Source organism: Pseudomonas botevensis, from assembly GCF_019145475.1.
Lineage (GTDB): Bacteria > Pseudomonadota > Gammaproteobacteria > Pseudomonadales > Pseudomonadaceae > Aquipseudomonas > Aquipseudomonas botevensis.
The window spans coordinates 1-25,528 of record NZ_JAHTKI010000018.1; the positions used below are offsets into that span (position 1 = coordinate 1).

19 protein-coding genes are annotated in these 25,528 nt (G+C 61.8%); 11 read left to right on the forward strand and 8 right to left on the reverse strand.

Annotated elements, in window-relative coordinates; genetic code table 11:
* Positions 1-489 precede the first annotated feature (489 nt).
* The 5 genes from KVQ74_RS20985 to KVQ74_RS21005 all read right to left on the reverse strand — a co-directional run bounded on the left by KVQ74_RS20985 (position 490) and on the right by KVQ74_RS21005 (position 6,615).
* Positions 490-1,287 (reverse strand): MipA/OmpV family protein, encoded by a 798-nt coding sequence (locus KVQ74_RS20985; protein ID WP_217833077.1) that lies wholly within the window; start codon positions 1,285-1,287, stop codon positions 490-492.
* A gap of 119 nt (positions 1,288-1,406) precedes the next feature.
* Positions 1,407-3,626 carry a TonB-dependent siderophore receptor gene (locus KVQ74_RS20990; protein WP_217833079.1) on the reverse strand — a complete coding sequence of 740 codons (2,220 nt, stop codon included), beginning with the start codon at positions 3,624-3,626 and terminating at the stop codon, positions 1,407-1,409.
* Positions 3,627-3,735: 109 nt separating this feature from the next.
* Positions 3,736-4,224: a GFA family protein gene (locus tag KVQ74_RS20995; protein ID WP_217833081.1), complete on the reverse strand. Its 489-nt coding sequence runs from the start codon at positions 4,222-4,224 to the stop codon at positions 3,736-3,738.
* A gap of 131 nt (positions 4,225-4,355) precedes the next feature.
* Complete coding sequence (locus tag KVQ74_RS21000) at positions 4,356-5,231, reverse strand: LysR substrate-binding domain-containing protein (RefSeq protein ID WP_217833082.1); 876 nt, start codon at positions 5,229-5,231, stop codon at positions 4,356-4,358.
* Between the two features lie 205 nt (positions 5,232-5,436).
* Positions 5,437-6,615 (reverse strand): hypothetical protein, encoded by a 1,179-nt coding sequence (locus KVQ74_RS21005; protein WP_217833083.1) that lies wholly within the window; start codon positions 6,613-6,615, stop codon positions 5,437-5,439.
* 185 nt (positions 6,616-6,800) lie between these two features.
* Here KVQ74_RS21005 and KVQ74_RS21010 point away from each other — a divergent pair, with 185 nt between their 5' ends.
* From KVQ74_RS21010 to KVQ74_RS21035, 6 genes are all read left to right on the forward strand, one after another.
* A complete protein-coding gene (locus tag KVQ74_RS21010) occupies positions 6,801-7,733 on the forward strand; it encodes a LysR substrate-binding domain-containing protein (RefSeq protein WP_217833084.1) in 933 nt (310 codons plus the stop codon).
* Between the two features lie 165 nt (positions 7,734-7,898).
* A complete protein-coding gene (gene aldA / locus KVQ74_RS21015; protein ID WP_217833288.1) occupies positions 7,899-9,323 on the forward strand; it encodes an aldehyde dehydrogenase in 1,425 nt (474 codons plus the stop codon).
* An 83-nt stretch (positions 9,324-9,406) separates the two neighbouring features.
* Positions 9,407-10,726 carry an MFS transporter gene (locus KVQ74_RS21020; RefSeq protein ID WP_217833086.1) on the forward strand — a complete coding sequence of 440 codons (1,320 nt, stop codon included), beginning with the start codon at positions 9,407-9,409 and terminating at the stop codon, positions 10,724-10,726.
* Between the two features lies 1 nt (position 10,727).
* Positions 10,728-11,945, forward strand: coding sequence for a mandelate racemase/muconate lactonizing enzyme family protein (locus tag KVQ74_RS21025; protein ID WP_217833087.1), 1,218 nt, complete (start codon positions 10,728-10,730; stop codon positions 11,943-11,945).
* 77 nt (positions 11,946-12,022) lie between these two features.
* Positions 12,023-13,636: a GMC family oxidoreductase gene (locus tag KVQ74_RS21030; RefSeq protein ID WP_217833089.1), complete on the forward strand. Its 1,614-nt coding sequence runs from the start codon at positions 12,023-12,025 to the stop codon at positions 13,634-13,636.
* 142 nt (positions 13,637-13,778) lie between these two features.
* Positions 13,779-14,384, forward strand: coding sequence for a DUF6338 family protein (locus tag KVQ74_RS21035; protein WP_217833090.1), 606 nt, complete (start codon positions 13,779-13,781; stop codon positions 14,382-14,384).
* A gap of 129 nt (positions 14,385-14,513) precedes the next feature.
* Here the strand turns inward: KVQ74_RS21035 and KVQ74_RS21040 are convergent, their stop codons facing one another.
* Positions 14,514-15,413, reverse strand: coding sequence for a LysR family transcriptional regulator (locus tag KVQ74_RS21040; protein ID WP_217833092.1), 900 nt, complete (start codon positions 15,411-15,413; stop codon positions 14,514-14,516).
* A 119-nt stretch (positions 15,414-15,532) separates the two neighbouring features.
* Here KVQ74_RS21040 and KVQ74_RS21045 point away from each other — a divergent pair, with 119 nt between their 5' ends.
* Positions 15,533-16,900, forward strand: coding sequence for an MFS transporter (locus tag KVQ74_RS21045; protein ID WP_217833093.1), 1,368 nt, complete (start codon positions 15,533-15,535; stop codon positions 16,898-16,900).
* Positions 16,901-16,924: 24 nt separating this feature from the next.
* Positions 16,925-18,199 carry a glucarate dehydratase family protein gene (locus KVQ74_RS21050; RefSeq protein WP_217833095.1) on the forward strand — a complete coding sequence of 425 codons (1,275 nt, stop codon included), beginning with the start codon at positions 16,925-16,927 and terminating at the stop codon, positions 18,197-18,199.
* 64 nt (positions 18,200-18,263) lie between these two features.
* Here KVQ74_RS21050 and KVQ74_RS21055 read toward each other — a convergent pair whose 3' ends face one another.
* The gene (locus KVQ74_RS21055) at positions 18,264-19,148 is read right to left on the reverse strand and encodes a LysR substrate-binding domain-containing protein (protein ID WP_217833097.1); all 885 of its coding nucleotides are present in this window, start codon (positions 19,146-19,148) and stop codon (positions 18,264-18,266) included.
* Between the two features lie 159 nt (positions 19,149-19,307).
* On the opposite strand from KVQ74_RS21055, the gene ydiJ reads away from it, so the two are divergent.
* A complete protein-coding gene (gene ydiJ / locus KVQ74_RS21060) occupies positions 19,308-22,337 on the forward strand; it encodes a D-2-hydroxyglutarate dehydrogenase YdiJ (RefSeq protein ID WP_217833290.1) in 3,030 nt (1,009 codons plus the stop codon).
* Between the two features lie 100 nt (positions 22,338-22,437).
* On the forward strand, positions 22,438-23,607 hold the full coding sequence (locus tag KVQ74_RS21065; protein ID WP_217833099.1) for a DUF1624 domain-containing protein: 1,170 nt from the start codon (positions 22,438-22,440) through the stop codon (positions 23,605-23,607).
* A gap of 6 nt (positions 23,608-23,613) precedes the next feature.
* On the opposite strand, the gene KVQ74_RS21070 is transcribed toward KVQ74_RS21065, so the two are convergent.
* On the reverse strand, positions 23,614-24,510 hold the full coding sequence (locus tag KVQ74_RS21070; RefSeq protein WP_217833100.1) for a LysR family transcriptional regulator: 897 nt from the start codon (positions 24,508-24,510) through the stop codon (positions 23,614-23,616).
* A 144-nt stretch (positions 24,511-24,654) separates the two neighbouring features.
* On the opposite strand from KVQ74_RS21070, the gene KVQ74_RS21075 reads away from it, so the two are divergent.
* A complete protein-coding gene (locus tag KVQ74_RS21075; protein WP_217833102.1) occupies positions 24,655-25,485 on the forward strand; it encodes an oxidoreductase in 831 nt (276 codons plus the stop codon).
* Positions 25,486-25,528 lie beyond the last annotated feature (43 nt).

Sequence of the window (25,528 nt, forward strand, 5' to 3'; positions counted from 1 at the left end):
GGCTTTGGCCTTGGCGGCCTCTGGGCCGACCAGGCTCTGGGGTTTTTGGGTTAATATCCGTTGCTTCGGGTGTTGCTGCTGGCGGTTCCGCTCTTACAGCGGGTCACTTTTGACAAACGCCTCAAAAGTAACCAAAAACGCTCGCCCCGGCGTTCGGCCCTCGCAGGCTCGGGTTCCTTCGCTCCGGCGTCCATCCGGGGGCATCGACTTCGTCGATGAGTTCGGCTTCGCCAAACGGCGCTGCGCGCCCATCCCCGGATGAACACCTCCACTCAGCCTTCCGAAGGGGCGGGTGGATCAAGATCAAGAGCTGCAGCCGAGCTAACGCTCATCCTGTTGAGTGGTGAGAAGCGGATGTGGACGGCTTTTGTTTTTGCTTTTCTGTGGGAGTGGGCTTGCCCACGAAGGCGGCCTTGGGGCTGGCCTGGTTCTGGTGGGTGTACGTGTTCTTTTGGCCACACCGGTCGGTTCCCTCTCCCTCCGTATCCCTCAAAAGGTGTAGATCACCTGCCCAACCAGCGATGTCTGCATCCGCCGTTCGACAATCGGGCTGTCCGCCGCTTCGTGGCTCAGGTACTGCATCGACAGCATGGACGACACGCTCCAGTGCTCATCAATCGGCAACGACCAGGTCAGGTCCGCCCCACGGCTGATCAGTCCGCCACTGGCGTCATACGCACGAAACCGGCTGCGTGAGGCCTGTCCGGTGCTGACGCCGTACCAGGTTCGCATGTAGTCGCCATCGCCGAACTGGCTGTTCAGGCTGCCCGTGACTTTGCCGAAGTGTCCTTCGTACAGCGGCGCGCTGATGCTCAGTTTGAGGCGGTTCCAGGAGGAGCCGGTGTCGTGGTCATCGTCGTCTTTTTCCAGCGCGTGTTCGAAGGTGGCGCCGAGGATCAGGGGGCCCATGTGGTAGGTGCCGTCGAGGCCGATGACCGGGCGGGATTTGATGGAGCCCATGCCCTCCAGGCGGTCCGAGCCCTTGTATTTCGAGCGGCGGTCCTTGCGCACGTCGCTGGCGCCGATGTACACGCTGAGGCCGAAGTCGTCTTCGTCGAAGCCCCAGCCCAGGCCGCGCTGGCTATCGAGGAATACGCCGTAGGGACTGACGATTTCGACGCCCGCCAATGGTGTCAGCACTTGCTCGTCGCTGCCGCTGTAACGGGGCACGCTGGCGGCGCCGGCGCGCAGGGAGGCCTGCCAGTCTTCGGCGCGCAGGGCATCGGTGGGCAGCAGCAGGCAGAGGGAGGTCAGAGACAGTGAGAACGTGCGAAATGAAACCGGCATGAGGCACCCAAAGGGAATGTGAGGGTGCCCATGCTAGGTGGGTGACGAGCGGCAATCTTTGACAGCTTTGTCGGGAAACTGTCAAAGACTGTTAAGCCGGATTCAGCGTGCTCCCGAGGTCAGAAATCCCATTTTGTGGTCAGCATCAGGTTGCGCGGCTCGCCGTAGAACGTGGTGTCGAAGTTGCCCAGACCGGTCAGGTACTTCTTGTCGAACACGTTGTTGGCATTGACGGTGAAACTCAGGTGTTCGTCGTACTGGTAGCGGGTCATCAGGTCGACCAGGGTGTAGCCGCCCTGTTTGATCCGCGTGTAGTCGCCAGCCGGGGCGCTGTAGATTTTGCCGTAGAACGCGCTCTGCCAGCTCACGCCGCCGCCAACGGTGAATTTGTCGAGGGCGCCGGGCAGGCGGTAGGTGGTGAAGGTGCGCACCACGTGTTCCGGTTTGGTGGTCGACAGCGGGTAGCCGTAGATCCGTTGTTCGTCGGCGTCGCGGGTGCGGGCGTAGGTGTAGCCGGCGGAGACGTTCCAGCCGTCGGCCAGTTCGCCGGCCAGTTCCAGTTCCATACCTTTGGTGGTGGCGCCGTCGATGGCTTTGTAGATGCCTTCGTTGGTCACAGGGTTAGTGCCGATCGATTCGGCGACGTTGTCCTGTTCGATGCGGAAGAACGCCAGGCTGGCGTTGAGGCGGCCGTCGAAGTACGCCGCTTTCAGGCCGGCTTCGTAGCTGTCGCCCTCGACCGGGGCGAGGGTCGAGCCGTTGGCGTCCTTGTAGGTCTGCGGCTGGTAGATGCTGGTGTAACTGGTGTATAGCGAGTAGGTGTCGTCGAGGTCGTAGACCAGGCCCGCGTAGGGTGTGACCACGCCATGTTCCTTGTAGCTGGCGTGGGTGTCGTCCAGGCCGGCACCGGCGTTGTAGCGATAGTCTTCGTTGTACTTGAAGGTGCTCAGGCGGCTGCCGAGGATCACCGACAGGTCGTCGGTCGGGTGCAGGCGGGTGGCGAGGTAGATGCCGTTCTGGCTCTGGATGCGTTCGTATTTGCCGTTTTTCGGGAAGTTCTGTTTCGGCAGGTCGCCGTTCCAGTCGTAGATGCTGCCGGGGACCAGTTCGAAGGCGCTGGTGTCGTAGGTTGCGCCGGTCTGGCGCGAGTGCGAGGTCATGACGCCGGCCACCAGTTCATGCTCGCGACCGCCGAGGGTGAACGGGCCGGAGACGTTGACGTCGGCGGTGTTCTGCACGCGATGACCTTCCCAGCGACCCCAGTACAGAAACATGCCTTGGCCGGTGGCGCGATCCGGATTGCCGCCGCTGGCCGACGCCAGGCGGGTGTCGTGGTCGGTGGTTTTCTGGTCGAGGCTGACCTTGAACTTCCAGTCATTGGCCAGCGCCTGCTCCAGCGAGGCGAAGTAGGTGATGTTGTCGAAGTCGCGACGGCTCCAGTCTGCGCCGGAGTTGAAGTGGCGCGGGAAATCGGTGCGACCGCCATCGGCGAAATACACCGGGTTGCCGGTCCAGGACGTGCCGCGCGGCGTGGTGCTCGATTTGTCGATGCCGAAGGTCAGCAGGGTGTCGTCGCTGAGGTCGGCTTCGAGGATGCCGTAGAACAGGTCTTTCTTCTGGCTGTAGTGATCAAGGTAGGAATTCTTGTCCGAATAGGCGCCGACGAAGCGGCCACGCACATTGCCGGAGTCGGTCAGCGAGCCGGAAATGTCGCCCACCGTGCGGTAGGCATCCCACGAGCCGACGGTGCCGCTGATCGAGGCCTTGAATTCTTTGGTCGGTTTCTTGCGGATCAGATTGACCGTGGCCGATGGGTCGCCCGAGCCGGTCATCAATCCGGTTGCGCCCTTGATGATTTCCACCCGGTCGATGCTGGCGGCGTCATCGCCGTTGTTCGGGTTTTCCCCGTACACGCCGTCGTACGGAATGTTGATGCCGTCGTACTGGAAGTTGGTGATGGCGAACCCCCGGGCGGAAAACTCGGTGCGATCGCTGTCGTACTTCTGGGTCGAAATGCCCGGCGTATTGCGCAGCGCATCGCCGATGCCTTGCACGCCGCGGTCGTCCATTTGCTGGCGGGTGATCACCGTCACCGACTGCGGGGTTTCGCGGAGCGACAGCGGCAGGCCGGTAGCGGACGAGGTCGAGCCCGTGGTGTAGGAGCGGGTGCCCTCGGTGGTAGCGCCGAGGCCTTGGGCGGAAATGTTGGTGGCGCCCAGTTGCAGCGGCTGCTCTGGTTTGGCGGCGGTTTCAGCGGCGTTGGCGGCCAGACTCAGCAGGGCGGCCGGCAAGGCCAGCGCCAGCGGGCGCAGGGCAAAATGGAAACGGACGTGCGACATGGAGATCCCTTTGCATCGAATCGATCGGTAGTTGAAGTGCTGCTGAGGGGTTAACCGAACGAAAAACGCGAAGGGGAACTGCCATGCCTCAATTAAATGAAATGTATTCTCAACAGCTCACGCCCAGCCGCTCATGCCATTGGGCGATGGATTCTTCGGGGTAGACCTCGAACTGTTGATCTGCGGGTCTGGCCTGGACTTCCACCCACGGCGCTTTTGAGCCGAGCATCAGGTGGGTGTGTTCCGGCGGAACCGGCAGTGGCGTGTCGATGGCCGAGGCGAAGGGGTGAATCAGCTCAGGCCACTCGGGGCTGAACAGCCACAGGCCGCTGCCGCACAGTGAGCAGAAATGCCGTTCGGCGCTGCTGCGGTGGGCGCGTTGGTCGCCGGGGTTTTTCATTTTCGCGTGGTAGATGCTGATGTGTTTGCGCCCGCGAACCTTGAGGCTGCTGGCGTCGCCGCCGAGGTTGATCGCATAGCCGCCTCCGCCCTGGGTCTTGCGGCAGATCGAGCAATAGCAGCGTTGGTAAGGGTAGGGGTGGGCGCTGGTGAGGCTGAACGAAACCGCGCCGCAGTGGCAGGAGCCTTCGAGGTGCATGGTCTTCTCCGGAGCTTGGGGTGTCCGGTTCAGCCTAGAAGATGTGGGTTGCCTGTGCCGACGATAACCCTCACTCCAGCCCTCCCGAAACGTCGGACCGCCCGGAGGGTGAGGGACTTTTCAAGTTCAACTCAGGGATTGCTGACGAGGCTCAGCCACTCAGTGAACAACTTCACTTTCGACAACCCCTGCCTGTCATTCGCCACGTCCAGCCAATAGCCGTAAGGTCCGATCACTTCAATCGGCGTGATCGGCACCAGGCTGCCGTTGGCCAGTTCCTTCTCGATCATCTGCCGGTCGATCACCGCCAGTCCGCCACCGGCCAGTGCCGTGTGGATCACCTGATCCAGCGTACTGAATTCCAGACCTTGCCCGGCATCCACATCCTCCCGGCCCATGGCTGCCAGCCAGTTTTCCCAGACCTTGAGGCGCTTGCCGTCATGCAGGATATGCAGCAGCGGAAACTGCCGCAGATCCGGTGCCTGATCGCCCGCGAACAGTTCCGGGCTGGCGACCGCCATGTGCCGCTCCATTACCAGCAAGCGGCTCACACAATGGGGCGCCGCTGCCAGGCCGAATCGAATGTGGCAGTCGATCTCCGCAAGACTTTCGTGGCTGGCGTGGTTGGTGACGCTGAGGCTGATGTCCGGGTAGCGCTGACAGAATGCGCGCAGGTGCGGCGACAACCAGCGGGTGGCCCAGGTCGGCGGTGCCAGGACCCGCAGGCGCTGGCGCAGATTGGGCACGCGCACCGCTTGCAGGGCGCGTTCAATGTGGTCGAACGCTTCGGCCAGATGGGGCGACAGATTGCTCCCGGCTTCGGTCAGTGACAGCCCTTGCGGCGTGCGCACGAACAGCGCCACGCCGAGATAGTCTTCGAGTTGTTTGATCTGGCGGCTGACCGCGCCCTGGGTGACGTTCAGTCCGATGGCTGCCTGACTGAAGCTGCGATGCCGCGCGACTTCTTCGAACACGCGCAGGGTGTTGAGCGAGGGCAGTTGACGCATGAAGGCAGAACTCCCTGGCCGGTTTGGTGACCGGTTTTATTGTGGGAAATGGCTGAGGGGAATATCTGACTATTGATGGGGGCTGGAGGCAAGTGGTGTTTGTGCTGAAGCCTTCGCGAGCAAGCCCGCTCCCACTGGACAACGCATTCCGATGGGGGAGCAGACTGGCCCGCGAAGACTGACGTTCAGGCGCTGAAGAGCAGGATCAGAAGTAATACCCGACGTTCACGTACACCTGGTTTTCCCACTGATCCGACCCGCCGGCCCCCAGGCTCTGGGTGTAACTGCTGCCGCCAATGTACGGGTCGTTCTTGCCGATCAGCCATTCGGCCGCGACCCACAGTTTGCTTACCGAAAACGAACTGCCGAGGATCATTCGCTGGGAGGTCTTGAAGTCGCTGGCGGATTTGTCGAAGGCGCTGTAGTTGGCGTAGAGCTTGATCCCGCTGATCTGGTCGAACAGGTATTTGCCGTCGACGTCATAGCTCAGGTCGGCGACATACAGATTGCCGCGACTGGCGACGTTGTAGGTGCCGTCGTAACCGCCCAGGGTGACCACTTCATCGGTGCCGGCGTTGCGTGGCGACATCTGCTGCCGCGCGGCTTGCAGTTGCACGCCCCATGGGCCGTTCTTGCCCAGGTAGTGCACGGCGACCGCGTTGCGTCGGCCGTCGTTGTCGGTGTCCTTGTTCTCCAGAGTCGAGGTCAGCCCGGAGACGCCGACTTCGGATTTCCACGCACCCAGATCGAACGCCTTTGCCACACGCAGCACCACGGTGTTGCGCTCCTGGTTGTCGCTGCCGTCGGCCACGTAACTGTCGGCGCCGGACACCACGCTGGAGTAGGTCACGCCCTTGCTCGTGCCTTTGCCTTGCCAGGCCGGACGCAGGTAGTAGCCGGCCTGGAGGTTCCAGTCGCCACTTTGCTGGATGTATTTGGCGCCGACCTGTTGCACATCTTCCAGGCCAATGACGTTGCCCAGGGTTTCGTAGAACGTGCTGCCGAAGTACGGCTGCAAGCCGAACGGCACGGTGTTCAGACCCACTTGCACCTGCTGGTCGGGATTGAACTTGTAGCCGGCCCAGGCGAACTTGGCGAAGCGGATGTCGCCGTAGTTTTTCGTGTACTGGTAGGGGTAGGAGCGACCGTAGAAACGGTATTGGGCCTCGCCGATCCAGGTGTCGGAGTTGTACTTGGCGCTGAGAAAAACAGTGTCCAGACCGAATTTCTGAATGTCGCGATCCGGGTCCACGTCCCAGCGTGCGCGGATGGCACCGCCGAGGTCGAGGTTGTCAGTGACTTGTACGGCCATCGCCGGAGCAGCAACGCTGCAAAACAGGACAATGGAGGTCGTGCGCAGGCACAGGGAAGCAGGGAAGGGCATGGAGCGGCTCTCGATTGTTTTTATTAGAGATGCCGCGCAGTCTTGCCATCCTCCGGGTGTTGAACAAACGATAAAAACGGCGGGCAAACCTGCGTCGAATGCATGTTACTCGGAAAATCCTGTAGGACAGTCCGGCACAGTCGTGGGATGCTTGACGCCTTGTCAGTGGTTTTCGAGTGCCTTTCATGAAACGCAAAATGCCCGGCCTGAATGCGCTCAAAGCGTTCGAAGTGGCCGGCAGTACCGGCAGCTTCACCCGCGCCGCCGAGCTGCTCAACGTGACCCAGAGTGCGGTCAGTCGTCAGGTCCGGCAGCTCGAAGAGCAGCTCGGCGAGAGTCTGCTGGAGCGCCGGCACCATCATCTGGAACTGACCGGGGCCGGGAAGATTCTGCTGCGGGCACTGCATCAGTCGTTCGACAAGATCGAGCTGACAGTGCGCAGCATCCAGCAGAAAACCCATTCCAACCGCTTGCACATCAATGCGCCGCCGACCTTCACCAGTCGCTGGCTGATGCCGCGTCTGGGACGTCTGCGCGAGCAGCATCCGGAACTGGAGCTGAGCATCACCACCCGTTTGCAGGACAGCCTGGCGGAAACCAACACCCTCGATTGTGCGATCCGTTTCGGCAATGGCGAGTGGGACGGGCTCGACAGTTCGTTGCTGATTCAGGAACGGCACATCGCGGTGTGCGCGCCGTCGCTGTACGCCCGGGAGAGCGGCGAGCAGGGCATCGACCTCAATCGCCTGACCCTGCTGCATGTGCTGGCGAAGGAAGACCAGCGCTACCTGACCTGGAAGCACTGGCTCGACGCCGCGCGCATCCATGGCGTCGATACCCAGGGCGGTTACGAGTTCGATCTGCTGGATCTGGCGATCCAGGCGGCGACCGACGGTCTGGGCATCACCATTGCCGACTGGCACATGGTCGCCCAGGAACTGGCGAGCGGGCAGTTGACCCAGGTGCTCAATGTGCATGTGGACGGGCATCAGTCGTACTGGCTGGTGACCCGGCCGGAACAGGCGCAGATGCCGCAGTTGCAGGTGTTCAGCCAGTGGTTGCAGGAGGAAATCTGGCTGGCGCAGCGCCAACTGCAGCCATCAACCGCAGCCACCTGAGCCACTGTTTGATCCCTTTGCCCGCTCCCACAAAAGCGGGTCTTGAGGGTTTTCAGGGGTAACGTGCATTTTTCGAATGTTTGTCCGCCCGATAAATCGTTTGTTCAAGGCCCCGGCGATGACAAGACTGGCGCCATCGATAAAAACAAACGATGGGCGATGCACATGCGAGTCGAGCGAAATTTTGTCAACGGCCACTTCATCGAGCCGGCCAGCGCCGCGCTGATTGCGGTCCATAACCCGGCGACGGAAGCACTGATCGGCCAGGTCTCGGCCGCCACCGCCGAAGAAGCCACCGCTGCGGTGGATGCGGCAGCCGCCGCGCAAAAGGTCTGGGGCAAGCTCACCAGTATCGAACGCGCCGACCATCTGCGAGCCTTCGCCACTGCTCTGGAAGATCGCGCCGAAGCCATTGGCACCGCGCTGGCCGCCGAGTCCGGCAAGAGCCTCAACGACGCCAGCAACGAAGCCCGTTACGCCGCGCAGATCACCCGCTATCACGCCGAATGGGCACGGCGCATCGAAGGCGAGATCATTCCCAGCGACAGCCCCGACGAAAACCTGTTCCTGCACCGCGAGCCGATCGGCGTGGTCGCCTGCCTGATTCCGTTCAACTATCCGGTCTACACCCTGCTGCGCAAAATCGCCCCGGCGCTGATTGCCGGCAATACCGTGGTGGTGCGCCCGAGCAACAACACCCCGACGTCGGCGTTCGAGATCGCCAAAGCCGTACAGCAATCGGGCATGCCGGCCGGGGTCATCAACATCCTGACCATGGATCACGCCACCGCCGCTGCGGTTTGCACGCACAAAGCCGTGGGCCTGATCACCCTGACCGGCAGCGTCAACGCCGGGCGTATCGTCCTCGATTACTGCAAGGCCAATATCGCCAAGCCGTCGCTGGAGCTCGGCGGCAAGACCCCGGCAATCATCGAGGCCGACGCCGATCTGGAAGCCGCCGCCAGCGCGATCATCGGTTCCAAGACCACCCACTGCGGCCAGTTGTGTACGGCGGTGGAGCGGGTCTACGTGCAGGAAAGCGTGCATGACCGCTTCCTCGCGTTGCTCAAGGCGAAAATCGCGGCGGTGAAATTCGGCGACCGCGCCACCGACGCCAGCCTGATGGGGCCGCTGGTCAACGCCAGTTCGCAGCAGAACATTCACGCCATGGTCGAGCGCGCCATCGCTGACGGCGCGGTGCTCGAAAACGGCGGCGTGCTGCCCGAAGGCCCAGGTCATTTCTACCCGCCGACCCTGCTCAGCAACTGCCGTCAGGACATGGAAATCGTCCAGGAGGAAATCTTCGGCCCGGTGTTGCCGGTGCTCAAGTACCGCGACATCAACGAAGCGCTGGCCATGGCCAACGATCACCAGTTCGGCTTGTCGTCGGTGCTGTACACCGAGAACTACCGCACCGCGCAGAAAGTCGCCAACGCCATCGAGGCCGGCGAGTTGTACGTCAATCGCACCCCGGCCGATCCGTATCAGGGTTACCACGCTGGCTGGAAACGCTCGGGCCTGGGCGGCGATGACGGCAAGCACGGGATGCTCGAATTCACCCAGACCCGACTCGTGGTCATGAAGTACTGATCCACCGCACCACGCCTCACGCTACACCTATAAAAACAATTATCAGGGTCGCCCGGAGCACCGGGTCGCCCGAGGTCACATCAATGTCCAAGCATGCATCGTCTGCTGCCGCTGTTCAGGGTTCCGATTCGGCTGTGAAAAGCCACGGCGACAAGGGAAGTCGCTATCTCCAACTCATGTTGCTGGTGCTGGCCGCCGGCGCGATCTATCCGATTCTGTACCTGCGCCAGGTCTATCAGACGACCATGCTCGAGGTGTTCCAGATCAACCACAGCGAGCTGGGTTATCTGTACTCGATGCTCGGGACGATATTCCTGCTCAGCTATCTGCCCAGCGGTTGGCTGGCTGACCGCATCGCGCCGCGTTTCCTGATTTTCTTCTCGCTGGTGGCGACCGGCGCACTGGGTCTGTGGTACTCGACCGCGCCGTCGATGACCGGGTTGATGATCATCTTCGGGTGCTGGGGTTTGACCACCGGCCTGACGTTCTGGGCGTCGGTGCTCAAGCGGGTAAAGATGATTGCCCATCACTCCGAACAGGGCCGGTTCTTCGGCATCCTCGACGGGGGTCGCGGGCTGGTCGAAGCGTTGCTGGCGACGGTCGCGCTGGGGCTGTTTGCCTACGCCACCGAAACCCGTGGCGAGTCCACCGCCGAGGGTTTCCGTCACGTCGTCTACCTCTATGCCTTCACCTGCATTGTCATCGGCTGCGTGCTGGTGCTGATCAAGGATCCGAAGTCGATGGAGGACACGCCGGCGGTGGAGAAGGGCAAGTTCAACCTGCTGGCCGACCTGACGACCCTGGTGAAGATCCCCGAGCTGTGGCTGGTGACCGCCATTGTGTTCTGCGGCTATCACATCTTCTGGGCAACCTACAGCTTTTCGGATTACCTGCAAGGTGGCGGCATGACCGCGGTCATGGCCGGCACCATTACCACCATCAAGTTGTGGATGCGCCCGGTGGGTGGCATTGGCGGCGGCTGGCTCGGGGACAAGTTCTCGAATATTTCGGTGCTGATCGTGGCGCTGTTGCTGGCTTCGCTGGCGATGATCGGACTGATCGTATTCCCGGCGCTCAACAGCATGGGCCTGTTGATCGGCACGGTGATTTTCATCGGCCTGATGACCTATGCGATTCGCGGTCTGTACTGGGCGATTCTCGACAATTGCAACATCCCGCTGCGCATCACCGGCCTGGCGATCGGCATCGTCTCGGTGGTCGGCTACATGCCTGACGCCTTTATTCCGTTGATCAACGGCTACCTCACCGAGCATTACCCCGGTGCGCTCGGCTACAAGCTCTATTTCGGCTACATCGCCGCCGTTGGCCTGATCGGCACCTTTGCCGCGCTGACCCTGCGTGCCCGGATCAATCGCAAATTCTTGAACAAGACAGGTGCCTGAGATGAAAATCGTCGCCCTTGAAACCCATATCGTCGCCGTCCCGCCACCCCACGTCGGCGGCATGTACTGGCTGTTCGTCAAGCTCAGGACCGACTGCGGCATCGAAGGCGTGGGCGAGATCTACGCCGCGACCTTCGGCCCGAAAGCCATGCTGCCGATCATCGAAGACGTGTTCGAGCGCTACCTGCTCGATCAGGACCCGCACCACATCGAGCGCTTCTTCCGCCAGGCTTATTCGAGCGGGTTCACCCAACGCCCCGACCTGACCATGATGGGCGTGGTCAGTGGCCTGGAAATGGCCTGTTGGGACATCATCGGCAAGGCCGCGAACAAGCCGGTCTACGAGCTGCTCGGCGGCAAGGTCAACGAGCGCCTGCGTTCCTACACCTACCTGTATCCGGTCAACAGCCGTGGCGAGTACGACTACGACGATCCGGACCTGGCCGCCGAATGTGCGGTGGAGAACATGAACAAAGGCTTCACTGCCGTGAAGTTCGACCCGGCCGGCCCGTACACCGCGTACTCCGGGCACCAGATTTCGCTGGAGGTGCTGGAACGCTGCGAAACCTTCTGCCGCAAGATCCGCGAAGCGGTGGGCGACAAGTGCGACCTGCTGTTCGGCACCCACGGGCAAATGGTGCCGTCGTCGGCGATTCGCCTGGCCAGGCGTCTGGAGAAATACGACCCGCTGTGGTTCGAAGAACCGGTGCCGCCGGGACAGGAAGAGGCCATGGCGCAAGTCGCCGCCAAGACCAGCATCCCGATCGCCACCGGCGAGCGCCTGACCACCAAGTACGAATTCTTCAAGCTGTTGCAGGCCGGAGGTGCGTCGATTCTGCAAATGAACGTGGCGCGCTGTGGCGGCCTGCTGGAAGCGAAGAAGATCGCCAGCATGGCCGAGGCGTACTACGCGCAAATCGCCCCCCATCTGTACAACGGGCCGATTGGTGCGGCGGCGAGTTTCCAGCTGGCGACCTGCACGCCGAACTTCCTGATCCAGGAAAGCATCGAGACCTGGGGCGGCTTCCATGCCGAAATCCTGAAAAAGCCGTTGCAGTGGGAAGACGGCTACATCATTCCGTCCACCGAGCCGGGCCTTGGGGTCGAGCTGAACATGGACGTGGTGCGCAAGCATTCGCCGTACACCGGCTCGCGTTTGCACCTGCAAATGGCGCCGACGCCGGCTGACGTCAAAGACACCTCGCCGGCCAAAGGCTGACGCAGTCCTTGTGGGAGCCCACCGCTCCCACCTGCAGATTCGCGATTTTTGTATAACGACTTACGCGGTAACCGTGCATGACATACGACTACATCATCGCTGGCGCAGGCGCTGCCGGCTGCGTGCTGGCCAACCGGCTCTCGGCGTCGGGCAAACATTCGGTGCTGCTGCTGGAAGCGGGTGGCAAGGACAGCTCGCTGTGGTTCAGGATCCCGGTCGGCTTCGCCAAAATGTATTACAACCCGACCTTCAACTGGATGTACTACAGCCAGCCGCAGAAGCAGTTGGGCAACCGTGAAATCTACGCCCCACGCGGCAAGGTGCAGGGCGGTTCGGGCTCGATCAACGCGATGATCTACGTGCGTGGCCAGGCCCATGACTTCGACGACTGGGCTGCCAACGGCAACGATGGCTGGGGTTTCAAGGACGTGCTGCCGTACTTCCGCAAACTGGAAAACCACCCGCTGGGCGACAGCGAATATCACGGCGGCAGCGGCCCGATCAGCATCACCCCGATGGCCGGCCAGACGCATCCGATCTGCGACGTATTTCTCAAGGGGTGTGACGAGCTGGGCTACCCGCGCAGCGACGACTTCAACGGGCCGAAATTCGAGGGCGCCGGGATCTATGACGTCAACACCAAAAACGGTCAGCGCAGCTCCAGCAGCTTCGCCCATTTGCACCCGGCACTGAGCCGGCCGAATCTGACCGTCGAGCATTACGCGCTGGTCGATCGCGTGTTGTTCGATGAGTCGCAGCAACGCGCCACGGGGATCTCGATCACCCAGCATGGCGTGGTCCGCACCTTTACCGCGCGCAAGGAAGTGATCCTCTGTGCCGGTGCTGTCGACACCCCGAAAATCCTGCAACTGTCCGGCGTGGCCAATCGTGAGCTGCTGAGCAAGCACCAGATTCCGGTGGTCAAGCACCTGCCGGCGGTGGGGCAGAATCTTCAGGATCACCTCTGCGTCAGCTACTACTACAAGGCCAATATCCCGACCCTCAACGATGAGCTCAGCTCGTTGTTCGGCCAGTTCAAGCTCGGCGTGAAATACCTGCTGACCCGCAAGGGCGCGCTGGCGATGAGCGTGAATCAGGCCGGCGGTTTCTTCCGGGGTGATGCGCAGCAGAGTCATCCGAACCTGCAGCTGTACTTCAACCCGTTGTCGTACCAGATTCCGAAAAACAACAAGGCCAGTCTCAAACCCGAACCGTACTCAGGTTTCCTGTTGTGCTTCAACCCGTGCCGGCCGACCAGTCGCGGGCATATCGAAATCGCCTCGAAAAATCCTCGGGACGCGGCGCGGATCGACCCCAATTACCTGAGTACGCAAAAGGACATCGACGAGGTGATCCAGGGCAGTCGCCTGATGCGCAAGATCATGGGCGCACCGGCGCTCAAGGACATCACCGTCGACGAAGTGCTGCCGGGGCCGGTGGTCGAAAGCGACGAGCAGATGCTCCAGTACTTCCGCGACAACTGCGGCTCGATCTATCACCTGTGCGGGTCCTGCGCGATGGGCGCGGACGAGCAGACCTCGGTGGTCGACAAACGCCTCAAGGTGCACGGCCTGCAAGGTTTGCGGATTGTCGATGCGTCGATCTTTCCCAACGTGACATCGGGCAACACCCACGCGGCGGTGCTGATGGTGGCGGAGAAGGGCGCGGATCTGATCTTGCAGGACGCGTGATGACTGCTTTGGCGCAATGAACTGTGACACTTGGTGCAGGGCGTTTTCGCAGCCTGCGCTAGGCTTTTGAGTGCCGGCCCCCGGACAGGGCCGGCATCGCTATTTATGGAGGATGCGTTTCGGTTTTGAGGAGCCACTGATCATGGATGATCTGGTGAAAGAGGTTATTCCGCTGTTGCAGTATCTGATTCCGGGGTTTGTCTCGACCTGGATTTTCTACACGCTTACCGCGTTCAAACGGCCTGACACATTTGGGCAGATTGTGCAGGCGTTGATTTTCACGTTTGTGATTCATGGAGTGGTGCTGGGGATTGGTGCGGTTTGTTTGTGGATCGGCGTGAAGGGCTTTTCCGTAGGAATATGGAGCGCCGGCGCGCAGGGATTCTGGGCATTCGTTGTGTCGGTGGTCCTTGGCTTGTTGTCCTGCTTTCTGGCATCGAACGACAAACTGCATGCATGGTTACGGTTTCGAAATGTTACGAGGAAAACCTCGCATCCCAATCAGTGGTACAGCACATTTGCCCGACATGATCGACTTATAACGCTGCATTTGAACGATGAAAGGCGTCTGTTCGGTTGGCCTAGCGAATGGCCACCCGAGCCCCAGCAAGGCCAGTTTGTAATACACAACCCCAAGTGGTTAAGTGACGATGGGGTTCTCCGGTCTTTTGGCGCTGAGATGTTGGTGATAGATTCGTCGAAGATTCAGTGGGTGGAGTTCACCAACCTGAAAGAGGATCAGCTATGACTGCCGAAGCACCGAAACCCATGCCTCCAGAGGTAGCCCGTTACCTTGGTTCGAATGAAAGCAATGCGCCGCAGACCGGCAGAGGGCCTACGGCTCCACCGCCTCCAATGCGCAAGTAAAGCGGTAGCATCACCCCCAACCTTCCCTGACCGCCCGGCGAATGCCCTCCAGCAACATGGCAAACGCCGGGTTGTCGTTATTCTCGCGCCAGATCAGGTGCAGTTCGCTCTGAACGCCTTCACCCAGATCGATATCGCGAAACACCACACTCCTGAATACCACACTGGTGGCGCAGCGCGGCACCAGGGCGACGCCCATGCCGGCGTTGACCAGTGCCAGAATCGTCAGTGACGACCCCAGCCACTGCACATAGTCGGGGGCGACGCGAGCCGAGCGCAGCGTGCCGGTCAGCAGTTCGTTGAACGGTGGATAGGCCGCGTGGGAGTACATCAGGAACGGTTGCCCATCCAGATCATTCACCGAGACTTCGGCGGCGTTCGCCAGGCGATGGCCGCTGGGCACGGCCAGTACGAAAGGTTCGCGCACCAGGCACTCGGTGGCGTAGCCCGGCTCCAGTAACGGCGCGCGGGCGATGCCCAGATCGATGCGGCGGGCGCGCAACGCTTCGTGTTGCTGGTAGGTGTTCATTTCGCTCAGATCGATTTTCACCTGCGGCTGACGCAGGCGAGCCTCCGCGATGACCTTGGGCAAAAATTCATACACCGCACTGCCGACGAAACTGATGTTCACCGAACCGATATCGCCCTCGGCGAAGCGCCGCGCGGTGACGGCCGCTTGCTGGGCGCGTTCCAGCAGGTTCTGCGCCTCGATGAAAAATGCCCGACCTGCTGCGGTCAAGGCCACGCTGCGCGTGCTGCGGGTGAACAATTCGACGCCCAGGTGATGCTCCAGCAACTGGATCTGCCGGCTCAGCGGTGGCTGGGTCATGTTCAGGCGTTCGGCGGCGCGACGGAAGTTGAGTTCGGTGGCGACGGTGGTGAAGCAGCGCAGTTGGGTCAGTTCGAACATTGATCTAATCCGGGTATCAATCGAATACCAAGTTAGATTAGACGGGATCAATTGGCCCGTCCATGATCGGTCTACGCCTAAAAGGCATCCCTAAAAAAACAATGATCGGGAGTCGCCCCTTGAAAACCCTCCACAGTTCGCCGGACGTCACGGTGCTCGCCCGTGCGGCCGCCAAGGTCAAGCGTCATGTGTTGCCGCTGTTCGTGGTGATGTTCATCGTCAACTACATCGACCGGGTCAACATCGGTTTCGTGCGCAGTCATCTGGAAACCGATCTGGGTATCGGCGCGGCTGCGTACGGTCTCGGCGCCGGTCTGTTTTTCGTCGGTTACGCGCTGTTCGAAGTGCCGTCCAACATGCTCCTGCAACGCTATGGCGCGAGGGCCTGGCTGACGCGGATCATGTTTACCTGGGGCGCGGCCGCGATGGCCATGGCCTTCGTTCGGGGCGAAACCAGTTTCTATGTCCTGCGCTTTATTCTCGGGGCGGCCGAGGCCGGATTCTTCCCGGGGATCATTTACTACTTTACTCAATGGTTGCCGGCCTCCGAGCGCGGCAAGACGATGGCGGTGTTTCTCAGCGGTTCGGCGATTGCGTCGGTGATTTCCGGCCCGGTGTCCGGTGCCTTGTTGCACATCAGCGGCATGGGGCTGCACGGCTGGCAATGGATGTTCCTGATTGAAGGCGCTGCGTCGGTGGTGCTCTGCGGGTTTGTCTGGTTCTGGCTGCAATCCCATCCGCGTCAGGCCAAGTGGCTGAGCGAGGAAGAGCGCGAAGCGTTGGTGACAGCCATTGCCGAAGAACAGCGCACCCGGGAAGCGACCCATGTCGCCAGGCCATCGATGTTCAAGCTGTTGGCGGATCGGCAGATCGCGCTGTTCTGCTTCATCTATTTCTCCATCGCCCTGACCATTTACGGCGCGACGTTCTGGCTGCCGAGCATGATCAAGAAGATGGGCAGCCTGGGTGACTTCGAAGTCGGTTTGCTCAACTCGGTGCCGTGGATCATTTCGATCATCGCGATGTACGGTTTCGCGGCCCTGGCCGGCAAATGGAAATTCCAGCAGGCCTGGGTGGCGCTGACGCTGGTGATCGCCGCGTTTGGCATGTTCATGTCGACCACTGGCGGGCCGGTGTTCGCCTTCGTCGCCATCTGCTTTGCGGCCATTGGTTTCAAGGCGGCCTCGGCACTGTTCTGGCCGATCCCGCAAAGCTATCTGGATGCACGCATCGCGGCGGCGGTGATCGCCTTGATCAACTCGATCGGCAACCTCGGCGGTTTTGTCGCGCCGACCGCGTTCGGTTTCCTTGAGCAGTCCACCGGCTCGATCGAGGGCGGCCTGTACGGCCTCGCGGCGACCTCGCTGGTGGCGGCGGTCGCGATCTTCTTCGCTCGCATGGCGCCTGGCGCCAAGGGCAATTCCCCGGCAAAGCCTGAACCCGAAACCGCCGTCGCGTCGACGGCCAGTACGGCGGCGAGCCACTGATTCCGATCCATCAGGAGCATCATCTTGAAAATCATCCGCGTAACCGTCACTCCGATTGCCTTTCGTGATCCGCCGTTGCTCAACGCCAGCGGCATTCATGAGCCCTTCGCCCTGCGTTCGATCATCGAGATCGAAAGCGACAACGGCTACATCGGCCTCGGCGAAAGCTATGGCGACGCCCCGGCGCTGGCGATCCAGCAGCAATTGCAGTCACAACTGATCGGGCTCGATCCATTCAACCTCAACCAGTTGCGTCGCATCGTCCAGGCGACGGTGGCGGCGAACAAACCGGCCAGCGTGACGGGCGCGGAACTGGCGCCTGGCTCCCATGCGAGCAAAGCGGTGAGCAACGCCTATTCTGCGTTCGAAGTGGCGTTTCTCGATTTGCAGGCGCATTACCTGAACGTGCCGCTGGTGGATCTGCTCGGCGGTGCACTGCGCGATGAGGTGCCGTTCAGCGCCTATCTGTTTTTCAAGTACGCGCAACACATCGATTCGCCCTACAAACCGGACAACTGGGGCGAGGCGCTGAGCGAGCAGCAGATCGTTGCCCAGGCCGCGCGGATGATCGAGGCCTATGGCTTCAAGAGCATCAAGCTCAAGGCCGGCACCTTGCCGCCAGAGCATGAAGTGGCGTGCATCAAGGCCCTGAAAAAGGCTTTCCCCGGCTATCCGTTGCGGATCGATCCGAACGGCAACTGGTCGCTGGAAACGTCCATTCGCATGGCCGAATTGCTCGGTGACGATTTGCAGTATTACGAGGACCCGACCCCTGGGCTGGACGGTATGGCCGAGTTGCACAGACGCACGGGGCTGCCACTGGCGACCAACATGGTGGTCACCGACTTCGACGAATTCCGCCGCAGCGTGGCGCAGAACAGCGTGCAGATCGTCCTCGCCGACCACCATTACTGGGGCGGCCTGCGCGATACCCAGATCCTGGCGAAGATGTGCGACACCTTTGGTCTGGGCGTATCGATGCATTCCAACTCGCACCTGGGCATCAGTCTGATGGCGATGGCCCATGTGGCGGCGGCGGTGCCGAATCTGGATTACGCCTGTGACACCCATTACCCGTGGCAGGAGCCGGACGAGGAAGTGATCAAGGGCGGTAAGCTGCCGATTGTCGATGGCTGCGTGAAAATCACCCGTGCGCCGGGACTGGGCCTGGAACTGGATCACGACCAACTGGGCAAGCTGCATGACCAGTACCTGACGTGCGGGATTCGTCAGCGCGACGATGTGCGCCAGATGCAGCGATACAAGGCGGACTGGAAGGCGCTCAAGCCGCGATTCTGAGGTGTCTGGCCGGAGGTCTTCGCGGGCTTGCCCACGAAGGCGCCGGTCCTGGCAATACAAAGGCTCAGAGTGTCTGCACCAGCCAATCCCGAAACGCCTTCAGCGACGGCAGCGATTCATTGCGTGCCGGGTACACCAGGTAATAGCTGCGACGACTGCTGATCGGCTCGCCCAGTTGCAACAGCTCGCCGTTGTTCAGCTCGTCCTCGACCAGAATCCGTGGCACCAGGCCGATGCCGATGTTGGCGCGCACCGCCTGAATCAGGTGCGAGGTCATTTCGAAACTCGGGCCGATACGCATGCTGCGATGGGGCAGGGCGTGATGGCTGAACCATTCAGCCCAGGCCTGGGCGTTGCTGCTGACGTTGAGCAGCAGTTGCCCGGCGATATGCTCGCCGGCGCTGCGCCGCTCGGTTTCGGACAGCTGAGCGCTGGCGATCACCACCAGTTCTTCGGTGTGCAGGCGATGCGCGGTCAGCCCCGGCCAGTCGCCACCGCCGACGCAGATTGCCGCGTCGATTTCGCTGGTGTCGAAATCGATGGCCTCGATTCGCGAGTGCAGGTGAACGGTCATGCCGGGATGCGCGGTGTAGAAATCCTTGAGCCGCGGCAGCAACCATTTCGAGCCGAAGGTCGGCAGTGTCGCCAGGCGCAGGCTATGGATGCCCGAGCCGAAGGCCATGGCCTGCAGGGTCGCGCTGCGAATCTGCCCGAGCGCTTCGGCAAGTTCGCGCTGATACATGCGCCCGACGTCAGTCAGGATCACCCGCCGGCCTTCGCGGCTGAACAGGCGCATGCCGAGCAGCTTTTCCAGAATCTGCACCTGGCGGCTGACCGCACTCTGGGTCAACGACAGTTCGTGGGCGGCACGGGTGTAGCTTTCATGGCGTGCGGCGGCTTCAAACGCCAGCAGCAACGACATCGAGGGAGTGAGGGTTCGCGGATTCATTCGTTTTAGTCATTAAAGTCGGGTCGAATTTACGTTTGTCGCAGAGTCTTTCTGCAATGAACATAGGTATCCAATGGCCAAGGAGCCTGACGCAATCATTCGTTGCGTACAAGAGTTCCGGCCACATCAGCCCGATTTTGACCTGAGACGCCTTTGCCGATGATCGCCCAGCTCTCTCCCGCTACGCCCCTGACTTCCGATTACAGCCAGTTTTTGCAGGCGCTCAAGAGCGGCGGTTTCAAAGGTGAAATCAGCGCCGACTACGCCAGCCGTGTGGTGCTGGCGACGGACAACTCGATCTATCAGCGCCTGCCCCGGGCGGCGGTGTTCCCGATGGACGCCGAGGACGTGGCGCTGCTGGCGCGGCTGATCGCCGAACCGGCCTATCGCCAGGTGGTGATCACGCCTCGGGGCGGCGGCACCGGCACCAACGGCCAGTCGCTGACCGACGGCATCGTCGTCGACCTGTCGCGGCACATGAACCGCATTCTGGAAATCAACGTCGAGCAACGCTGGGTGCGGGTGCAGGCCGGGGTGGTCAAGGATCAGCTCAACGCCGCGCTGAAAGCCGCCGGGCTGTTTTTCGCCCCGGAACTGTCGACATCCAACCGTGCCACCGTCGGCGGCATGATCAACACCGATGCGAGCGGCCAGGGCAGTTGCACCTACGGCAAGACCCGCGACCATGTGCTCGAACTGCAGATGATTCTGCGTGGCGGCGAGAAGCTGCACGGACGGGCGCTGGAAGAGACCGAGCTGGAGCAGGCATGTGCGCGCGAGGATCGGGTTGGTGAGGTGTACCGCTGCGCGCGGCAGATCATCGATGAGCAGGGCGAACTGATTGAGCAGCGCTTTCCCGACCTCAACCGTTGCCTCACCGGCTATGACCTGGCACACCTGCGCGAGGCTGACCGGCGCTTCAACCTCAACAGCGTGCTGTGCGGCGCCGAAGGTTCGCTGGGGTTTGTGGTCGAGGCCAAATTGAATGTGTTGCCGATCCCCCGGCACACCATGCTGGTGAACATCCGCTACGCCGGGTTCATGGATGCCTTGCGCGATGCCCGGGCGTTGATGGCGCTCAAACCGCTGTCGATCGAAACCGTCGATTCCAAAGTGCTGCTGCTGGCGATGCAGGACATCGTCTGGCACGGCGTTGCCGAGTATTTCCCGGCAAGCGCCGAGCGCCCGACGCTGGGCATCAATCTGGTGGAGTTCTGCGGCGACGATCCCGATGACCTGCAACGCAGGGTCGAGGCTTTCCTCGAACACTTGAACAGCGACCGCACCGTCGAGCGACTGGGGCATACGCTGGCGGTCGGTCAGGCGGCGGTGAACAAGGTCTACGGCATGCGCAAGCGCGCGGTGGGATTGCTCGGCAACGTCGCCGGGGAAGCGCGGCCGCAGCCGTTCGTCGAAGACACCGCCGTGCCGCCACAGCATCTGGCCGAGTACATCGCGGAACTGCGTGAGCTGCTCGACAGCCATGGCTTGCAGTACGGCATGTTCGGTCACGTCGATGCCGGCGTGCTGCACGTTCGGCCGATTCTCGACATGAAGGACCCGCAGCAGGCGGCGCTGGTGCGGCCGGTGTCCGATGGCGTGGCGGCGCTGACCCAGCGCTACGGCGGGCTGTTGTGGGGCGAGCACGGCAAGGGCCTGCGTTCGGAATACGCCCCGGCGTTTTTCGGTGAGCTGTATCCGGCGTTGCAGGCCTTGAAGGCGGCGTTCGATCCGTTCAACCAGTTCAACCCCGGCAAGATCGCCACCCCGGCGACGGTCAACGCAACGCTGTCGAAAATTGACGAAGTCACCCTGCGTGGCGAACTCGACCGGCAGATCGACGAAAAGGTCTGGCAGGACTACGGCGCGGCCATGCACTGCAATGGCAATGGCGCCTGCTACAACTTCGATCCGGACGACGCCATGTGCCCGTCGTGGAAAGCCACCCGCCAGCGCGCGCAATCGCCCAAGGGCCGTGCGTCGTTGATCCGTGAATGGCTGCGTTTGCAGGGGCTGGCGGGCGTCGATGTGTTGTCCGATGCCAGCCGCCGGCCGCCGTTTTTCACCACGCTGCTGCAGCGCTGGCGCAACAGTCGGGGGCAGGGCGCGGACTTCTCCCATGAGGTGTACGACGCCATGGCCGGGTGCCTGGCGTGCAAGTCCTGCGCGGGGCAATGCCCGGTGAAGGTCAACGTGCCGGATTTCCGCTCGCGTTTTCTGGAGCTGTACCACACCCGTTATCTGCGTCCGCTGCGCGATTACCTGATTGCCTCGCTGGAATACAGCATTCCGTACATGGCGCGGGTGCCGCTGCTGTACAACGGCCTGATGGGCAACGCGCTCAGCCGCCGTGTGCTGGAGCGACTCGGCGGGATGGTCGATGTGCCGTTGCTCAGCCGGTTCGATTTTCACCGGTCGCTGGGTAAGTGGCAGGTGCAGGCGGCGACGGTGGACGTGCTGTCCGCACTGACCCCGGCGCAACGCGAACGCAGCGTGGTGCTGGTGCAGGATGCGTTTACCCGCTACTTCGAAGCGCCGCTGCTGGCGGATCTGATCGAGCTGATCACGCGCCTCGGCTATCAGGTTTATCTGGCGCCGTTCAGCGCCAACGGCAAGCCGCTGCATGTCCAGGGCTTTCTCTCGGCGTTCAATCGCGCCGCGTTGCGCAACGCCCGGCAGTTGGGTGAACTAGCGCGGATCGGTGTGCCGCTGGTGGGACTGGACCCGGCCATGACCCTGGTCTATCGCCAGGAGTACCTCAAGGTGCCGGGAATGGAGGAATGCCCCGAGGTGGCGTTGGTGCAGGAGTGGTTGCTCAAGGCAATGCCGGAAAACACCGCAGTGCGCCGTGACGAACGCTTCCGTCTGTTGGCCCATTGCACCGAGAAAACCAACGCGCCGGCCGCGACCCAGCAATGGGAGCAGGTGTTCGAACGGGCCGGGCTGAAACTGGCGACCCAGGCCACCGGTTGCTGCGGCATGTCCGGCACTTACGGCCACGAAGCGCGCAACCGGGCGACCTCTGCGGTGATCTTCGAACAGTCCTGGGCCAGGCAGGTCGAGGCACCGAAAGAGCAGGGCGAAGCGCTGGCTACCGGTTATTCGTGCCGCAGTCAGGTCAAGCGTGAAGCCAACCAGCAATTGCGCCATCCATTGCAAGTGCTGCTGGCGCAACTGCGCTCTGCTTGAGAATTGCTAGCAATTGGATCGGCTTTTCATGTTATAAGGTAACGAAAATCGGGCCGCATTCGTGCGGCCCTGTCGTTCCTGACTCGCTTGCGAAATTGCCATGACCCTCGCTGTTTCCCCTACCGTTCCCCCGGCGACCGGCCGGCTGCTGTCGATCGATGCCCTCAGGGGCCTGGTCATCCTGTTCATGCTGCTCGACCACGTGCGCGAAACCTTCCTGCTGCATCGTCAGGTGTCTGATCCCATGGACATCGCCAGCACCGAACCGGCGCTGTTTTTCAGCCGGACCCTGGCGCACTTGTGCGCGCCGGTGTTCGTGCTGCTGACCGGTTTGTCGGCCTGGCTGTTCGGTGAGAAGTACGCCGGCAAAACAGACGTCAGCGCATTCCTGTTCAAGCGTGGATTGTTTCTGGTGCTGCTCGAATTCACCTTGGTGAACTTCGCCTGGACCTTCCAGTTGCCACCGAGCGTGATCTACCTGCAAGTGATCTGGGCCATCGGCCTGAGCATGATCGCCTTGTCGCTGCTGGTCTGGCTGCCGCGCGGATGGTTGCTGGCGTTGAGCCTGACGATCATCGCCGGGCACAACCTGCTCGACGCCGTGCATTTCTCGCCAGATTCGGCGCTGCACCTGCCTTGGGCGATTCTGCATGATCGCGGCTGGATCGAGGTCAGCGAACAACTGCGTCTACGCACCTCGTATCCGCTGCTGCCCTGGATCGGCGTGATCGGTCTCGGTTACGCGCTGGGGCCGTGGTTTGCCCGTGCGGCCGATGCCGCTGTACGTCAGCGACGCCTGCTGTTGTGTGGCATCGCCGGGCTTGGCGGGTTCGTGGCGCTGCGTTTGCTCAATGGGTATGGCGAGAAGCCGTGGGCGGTGGGCGAAAGCGCTCTGCAGACCCTGATGAGTTTTTTCAACATCACCAAATACCCGCCGTCGTTGCTGTTCATCGCCCTGACCGTGAGTGTCGGCCTGCTGCTGTTGCTGGTGTTCGAGCGTGCGCAGGATCGTCGCTGGATCCGCTGGCTGACGGTGTTCGGCTCGGCGCCGATGTTTTTCTATCTGCTGCACCTGTATGCGCTCAAGGTCTTGTATCTGCTTGGCGTGGCCTTGTTCGGGCTCAATCAGGGCAGCTACTTCGGCTTCTCGTCGGTGGCGGCGGTTTGGCTGGCGGCGGTCGTGCTGGCGGTCGTGCTGTTTCCGGCGGTGCGCTGGTTTTCGGCGTTGAAGGCGCGGCGTCGTGACCTTGCCTGGTTGAAGTATCTGTAAGCGCGGTTATCCGTTTCGGCGTTCCCGGGCGAAGTCGATGAAGGCCTTGAGCGGTGCCGGGACATGGCGCCGACTCGGGTAATACAGATGCAGGCCGGGGTAGTACGGGCACCAGTGGGCCAGCACCTGCACCAGGCGTCCGGTGTTCAGGTGTTCCTTGACCATGTCCTCGAACACGTAGGCCAATCCGAGGCCTTGCAGCGCCGGGCCGACCATCAGGCTGACGTCGCCCAGGGTCAGCGGACCGTTCACTTCGATGTCCTGTTCGATGCCGCCACGTTCGAATTCCCAGCGGTACAGCGAACCGCTGGGGAAACGATGGCGGATGCACGGAATGCCATGCAGGTCCTCAGGCTTGTGCGGCGTTGCATGCCGCTCGAAAAACGCCGGTGAACCCACCACCACCGAGCGCAAGGGCGGGCCGATCGGCAGCGACACCATGTCGGCTTCCAGCCGATCACCGAAGCGCACCCCGGCATCGAAACCTGTGGCGACGATGTCCAGCAGGGCGTCGCTTTCGACCACTTCCAGGCGGATATCGGTAAATACCTGCAAGAACTCGCTGGCAATCGGCAGCAACACCAGTTCGCAAGCCTGACGCCCGCAGGTGATGCGCAGATTGCCCGAGGGCTTGTCGCGAAAATGGTTGAGGTCTTCCAGAGCGTCATCGATATCGCGGAACGCCGGTTTCAATCGCGCGTACAGACGCTCGCCGGCCTCGGTCAGGGCCACGCTGCGGGTGGTGCGGTTGAACAGGCGCACGCCAAGGCGATTTTCCAGAGCGCGCAACGAATGGCTGAGGGCCGAGGGCGTCAGGCCCAGTTCAACCGCCGCACGGCTGAAGTTCAGATGCTGGGCGATGCACAGGAAGATCGACAGGTCAGCGGCCGAAGGGTTCTTCATTCGAATGTCTCATTTGTGAGCAGGTTTCACAAAGCCATGTAATTTTGTTGGGATTATCACATCAGTAACACGGCTTTACAGTCGCTTCAACTGATCGAGAAGGCCCGGCAACCACGCCAAGGGTCGCAGACAGGAGGAGTTGAAATGCGTACTTGGCTGATTACCGGAGCTTCCCGTGGTTTTGGCACCCTCATCGCAGAACACGCCCTGCGTGCTGGCGACGCTGTCATCGCCACTGCTCGCAAACCTGAAGACATTACCGCCCGCCTGGGCAATCACCCGAACCTGTTGGCGGTGCGCCTGGACGTGACCCGCGAAGACCAGGCGCATCAAGCGGTGGCGGAGGGCATCAAGCGTTTCGGCCGCATCGATGTGCTGATCAACAATGCCGGTTTTGGCGTGCTGGGCGCGGTGGAGGAAACCAGTGCCAGCGAAACCGAGCGCTTGTTCGCCACCAACGTGTTCGGGGTCCTCAACGTGACCCGCGCGGTGCTGCCGCACATGCGTGCCCAGCGCAGTGGTCGGGTGATCAATATTTCGTCGATTGGCGGCTATCAGGCCTACATGGGGTGGGGCGTCTACGGTTCGACCAAGTTTGCGGTGGAAGGCATCACTGAAGCGCTGCATCAGGAACTGGCACCGTTGGGCATTCATGCCACGGTGGTCGAACCGGGCTTCTTCCGCACCGACTTCCTCGACGAACAATCGCTGATCAAGACGGCCCTGGTGTTGCCGGACTACGACGAAACGGTCGGCAAAATGCGTCAGTTCGCCGAGGCCGCCAACCATGCGCAACCCGGTGATCCGGTGAAGTTCGCCGAAGCCATGCTGGCGCTGGTCAACGCGTCGAATCCGCCGCAGCGCCTGGCGCTGGGCAGCGACACCATCGCGCGGATCGAAGCGAAGAACCGGCTGGTGGCGCAGGAGTTGGCCGAGTGGCAGGCGTTGGCGCTGTCTACCGATTTCAAGGAGTAATACTTGACTCCGCAGGCGTTGCCACAGGCTGAGTGCTTTGCGC

What these genes read in the sequence shown, in the direction of transcription:
- aldA (WP_217833288.1), top strand. Translation starts at nt 7,899, where the DNA reads ATGCGAGTCGAGCGAAATTTTGTCAACGGCCACTTCATCGAGCCGGCC.
- KVQ74_RS21010 (WP_217833084.1), top strand. Translation starts at nt 6,801, where the DNA reads ATGAAACGCAAAATGCCCGGCCTGAATGCGCTCAAAGCGTTCGAAGTG.
- KVQ74_RS21025 (WP_217833087.1), top strand. Translation starts at nt 10,728, where the DNA reads ATGAAAATCGTCGCCCTTGAAACCCATATCGTCGCCGTCCCGCCACCC.
- ydiJ (WP_217833290.1), top strand. Translation starts at nt 19,308, where the DNA reads ATGATCGCCCAGCTCTCTCCCGCTACGCCCCTGACTTCCGATTACAGC.
- KVQ74_RS20995 (WP_217833081.1), bottom strand. Translation starts at nt 4,224, where the DNA reads ATGCACCTCGAAGGCTCCTGCCACTGCGGCGCGGTTTCGTTCAGCCTC.
- KVQ74_RS21070 (WP_217833100.1), bottom strand. Translation starts at nt 24,510, where the DNA reads ATGAAGAACCCTTCGGCCGCTGACCTGTCGATCTTCCTGTGCATCGCC.
- KVQ74_RS21000 (WP_217833082.1), bottom strand. Translation starts at nt 5,231, where the DNA reads ATGCGTCAACTGCCCTCGCTCAACACCCTGCGCGTGTTCGAAGAAGTC.
- KVQ74_RS21005 (WP_217833083.1), bottom strand. Translation starts at nt 6,615, where the DNA reads ATGCCCTTCCCTGCTTCCCTGTGCCTGCGCACGACCTCCATTGTCCTG.
- KVQ74_RS21075 (WP_217833102.1), top strand. Translation starts at nt 24,655, where the DNA reads ATGCGTACTTGGCTGATTACCGGAGCTTCCCGTGGTTTTGGCACCCTC.
- KVQ74_RS21065 (WP_217833099.1), top strand. Translation starts at nt 22,438, where the DNA reads ATGACCCTCGCTGTTTCCCCTACCGTTCCCCCGGCGACCGGCCGGCTG.
- KVQ74_RS21020 (WP_217833086.1), top strand. Translation starts at nt 9,407, where the DNA reads ATGTCCAAGCATGCATCGTCTGCTGCCGCTGTTCAGGGTTCCGATTCG.
- KVQ74_RS21035 (WP_217833090.1), top strand. Translation starts at nt 13,779, where the DNA reads ATGGATGATCTGGTGAAAGAGGTTATTCCGCTGTTGCAGTATCTGATT.
- KVQ74_RS21040 (WP_217833092.1), bottom strand. Translation starts at nt 15,413, where the DNA reads ATGTTCGAACTGACCCAACTGCGCTGCTTCACCACCGTCGCCACCGAA.
- KVQ74_RS21030 (WP_217833089.1), top strand. Translation starts at nt 12,023, where the DNA reads ATGACATACGACTACATCATCGCTGGCGCAGGCGCTGCCGGCTGCGTG.
- KVQ74_RS20985 (WP_217833077.1), bottom strand. Translation starts at nt 1,287, where the DNA reads ATGCCGGTTTCATTTCGCACGTTCTCACTGTCTCTGACCTCCCTCTGC.
- KVQ74_RS21055 (WP_217833097.1), bottom strand. Translation starts at nt 19,148, where the DNA reads ATGAATCCGCGAACCCTCACTCCCTCGATGTCGTTGCTGCTGGCGTTT.
- KVQ74_RS20990 (WP_217833079.1), bottom strand. Translation starts at nt 3,626, where the DNA reads ATGTCGCACGTCCGTTTCCATTTTGCCCTGCGCCCGCTGGCGCTGGCC.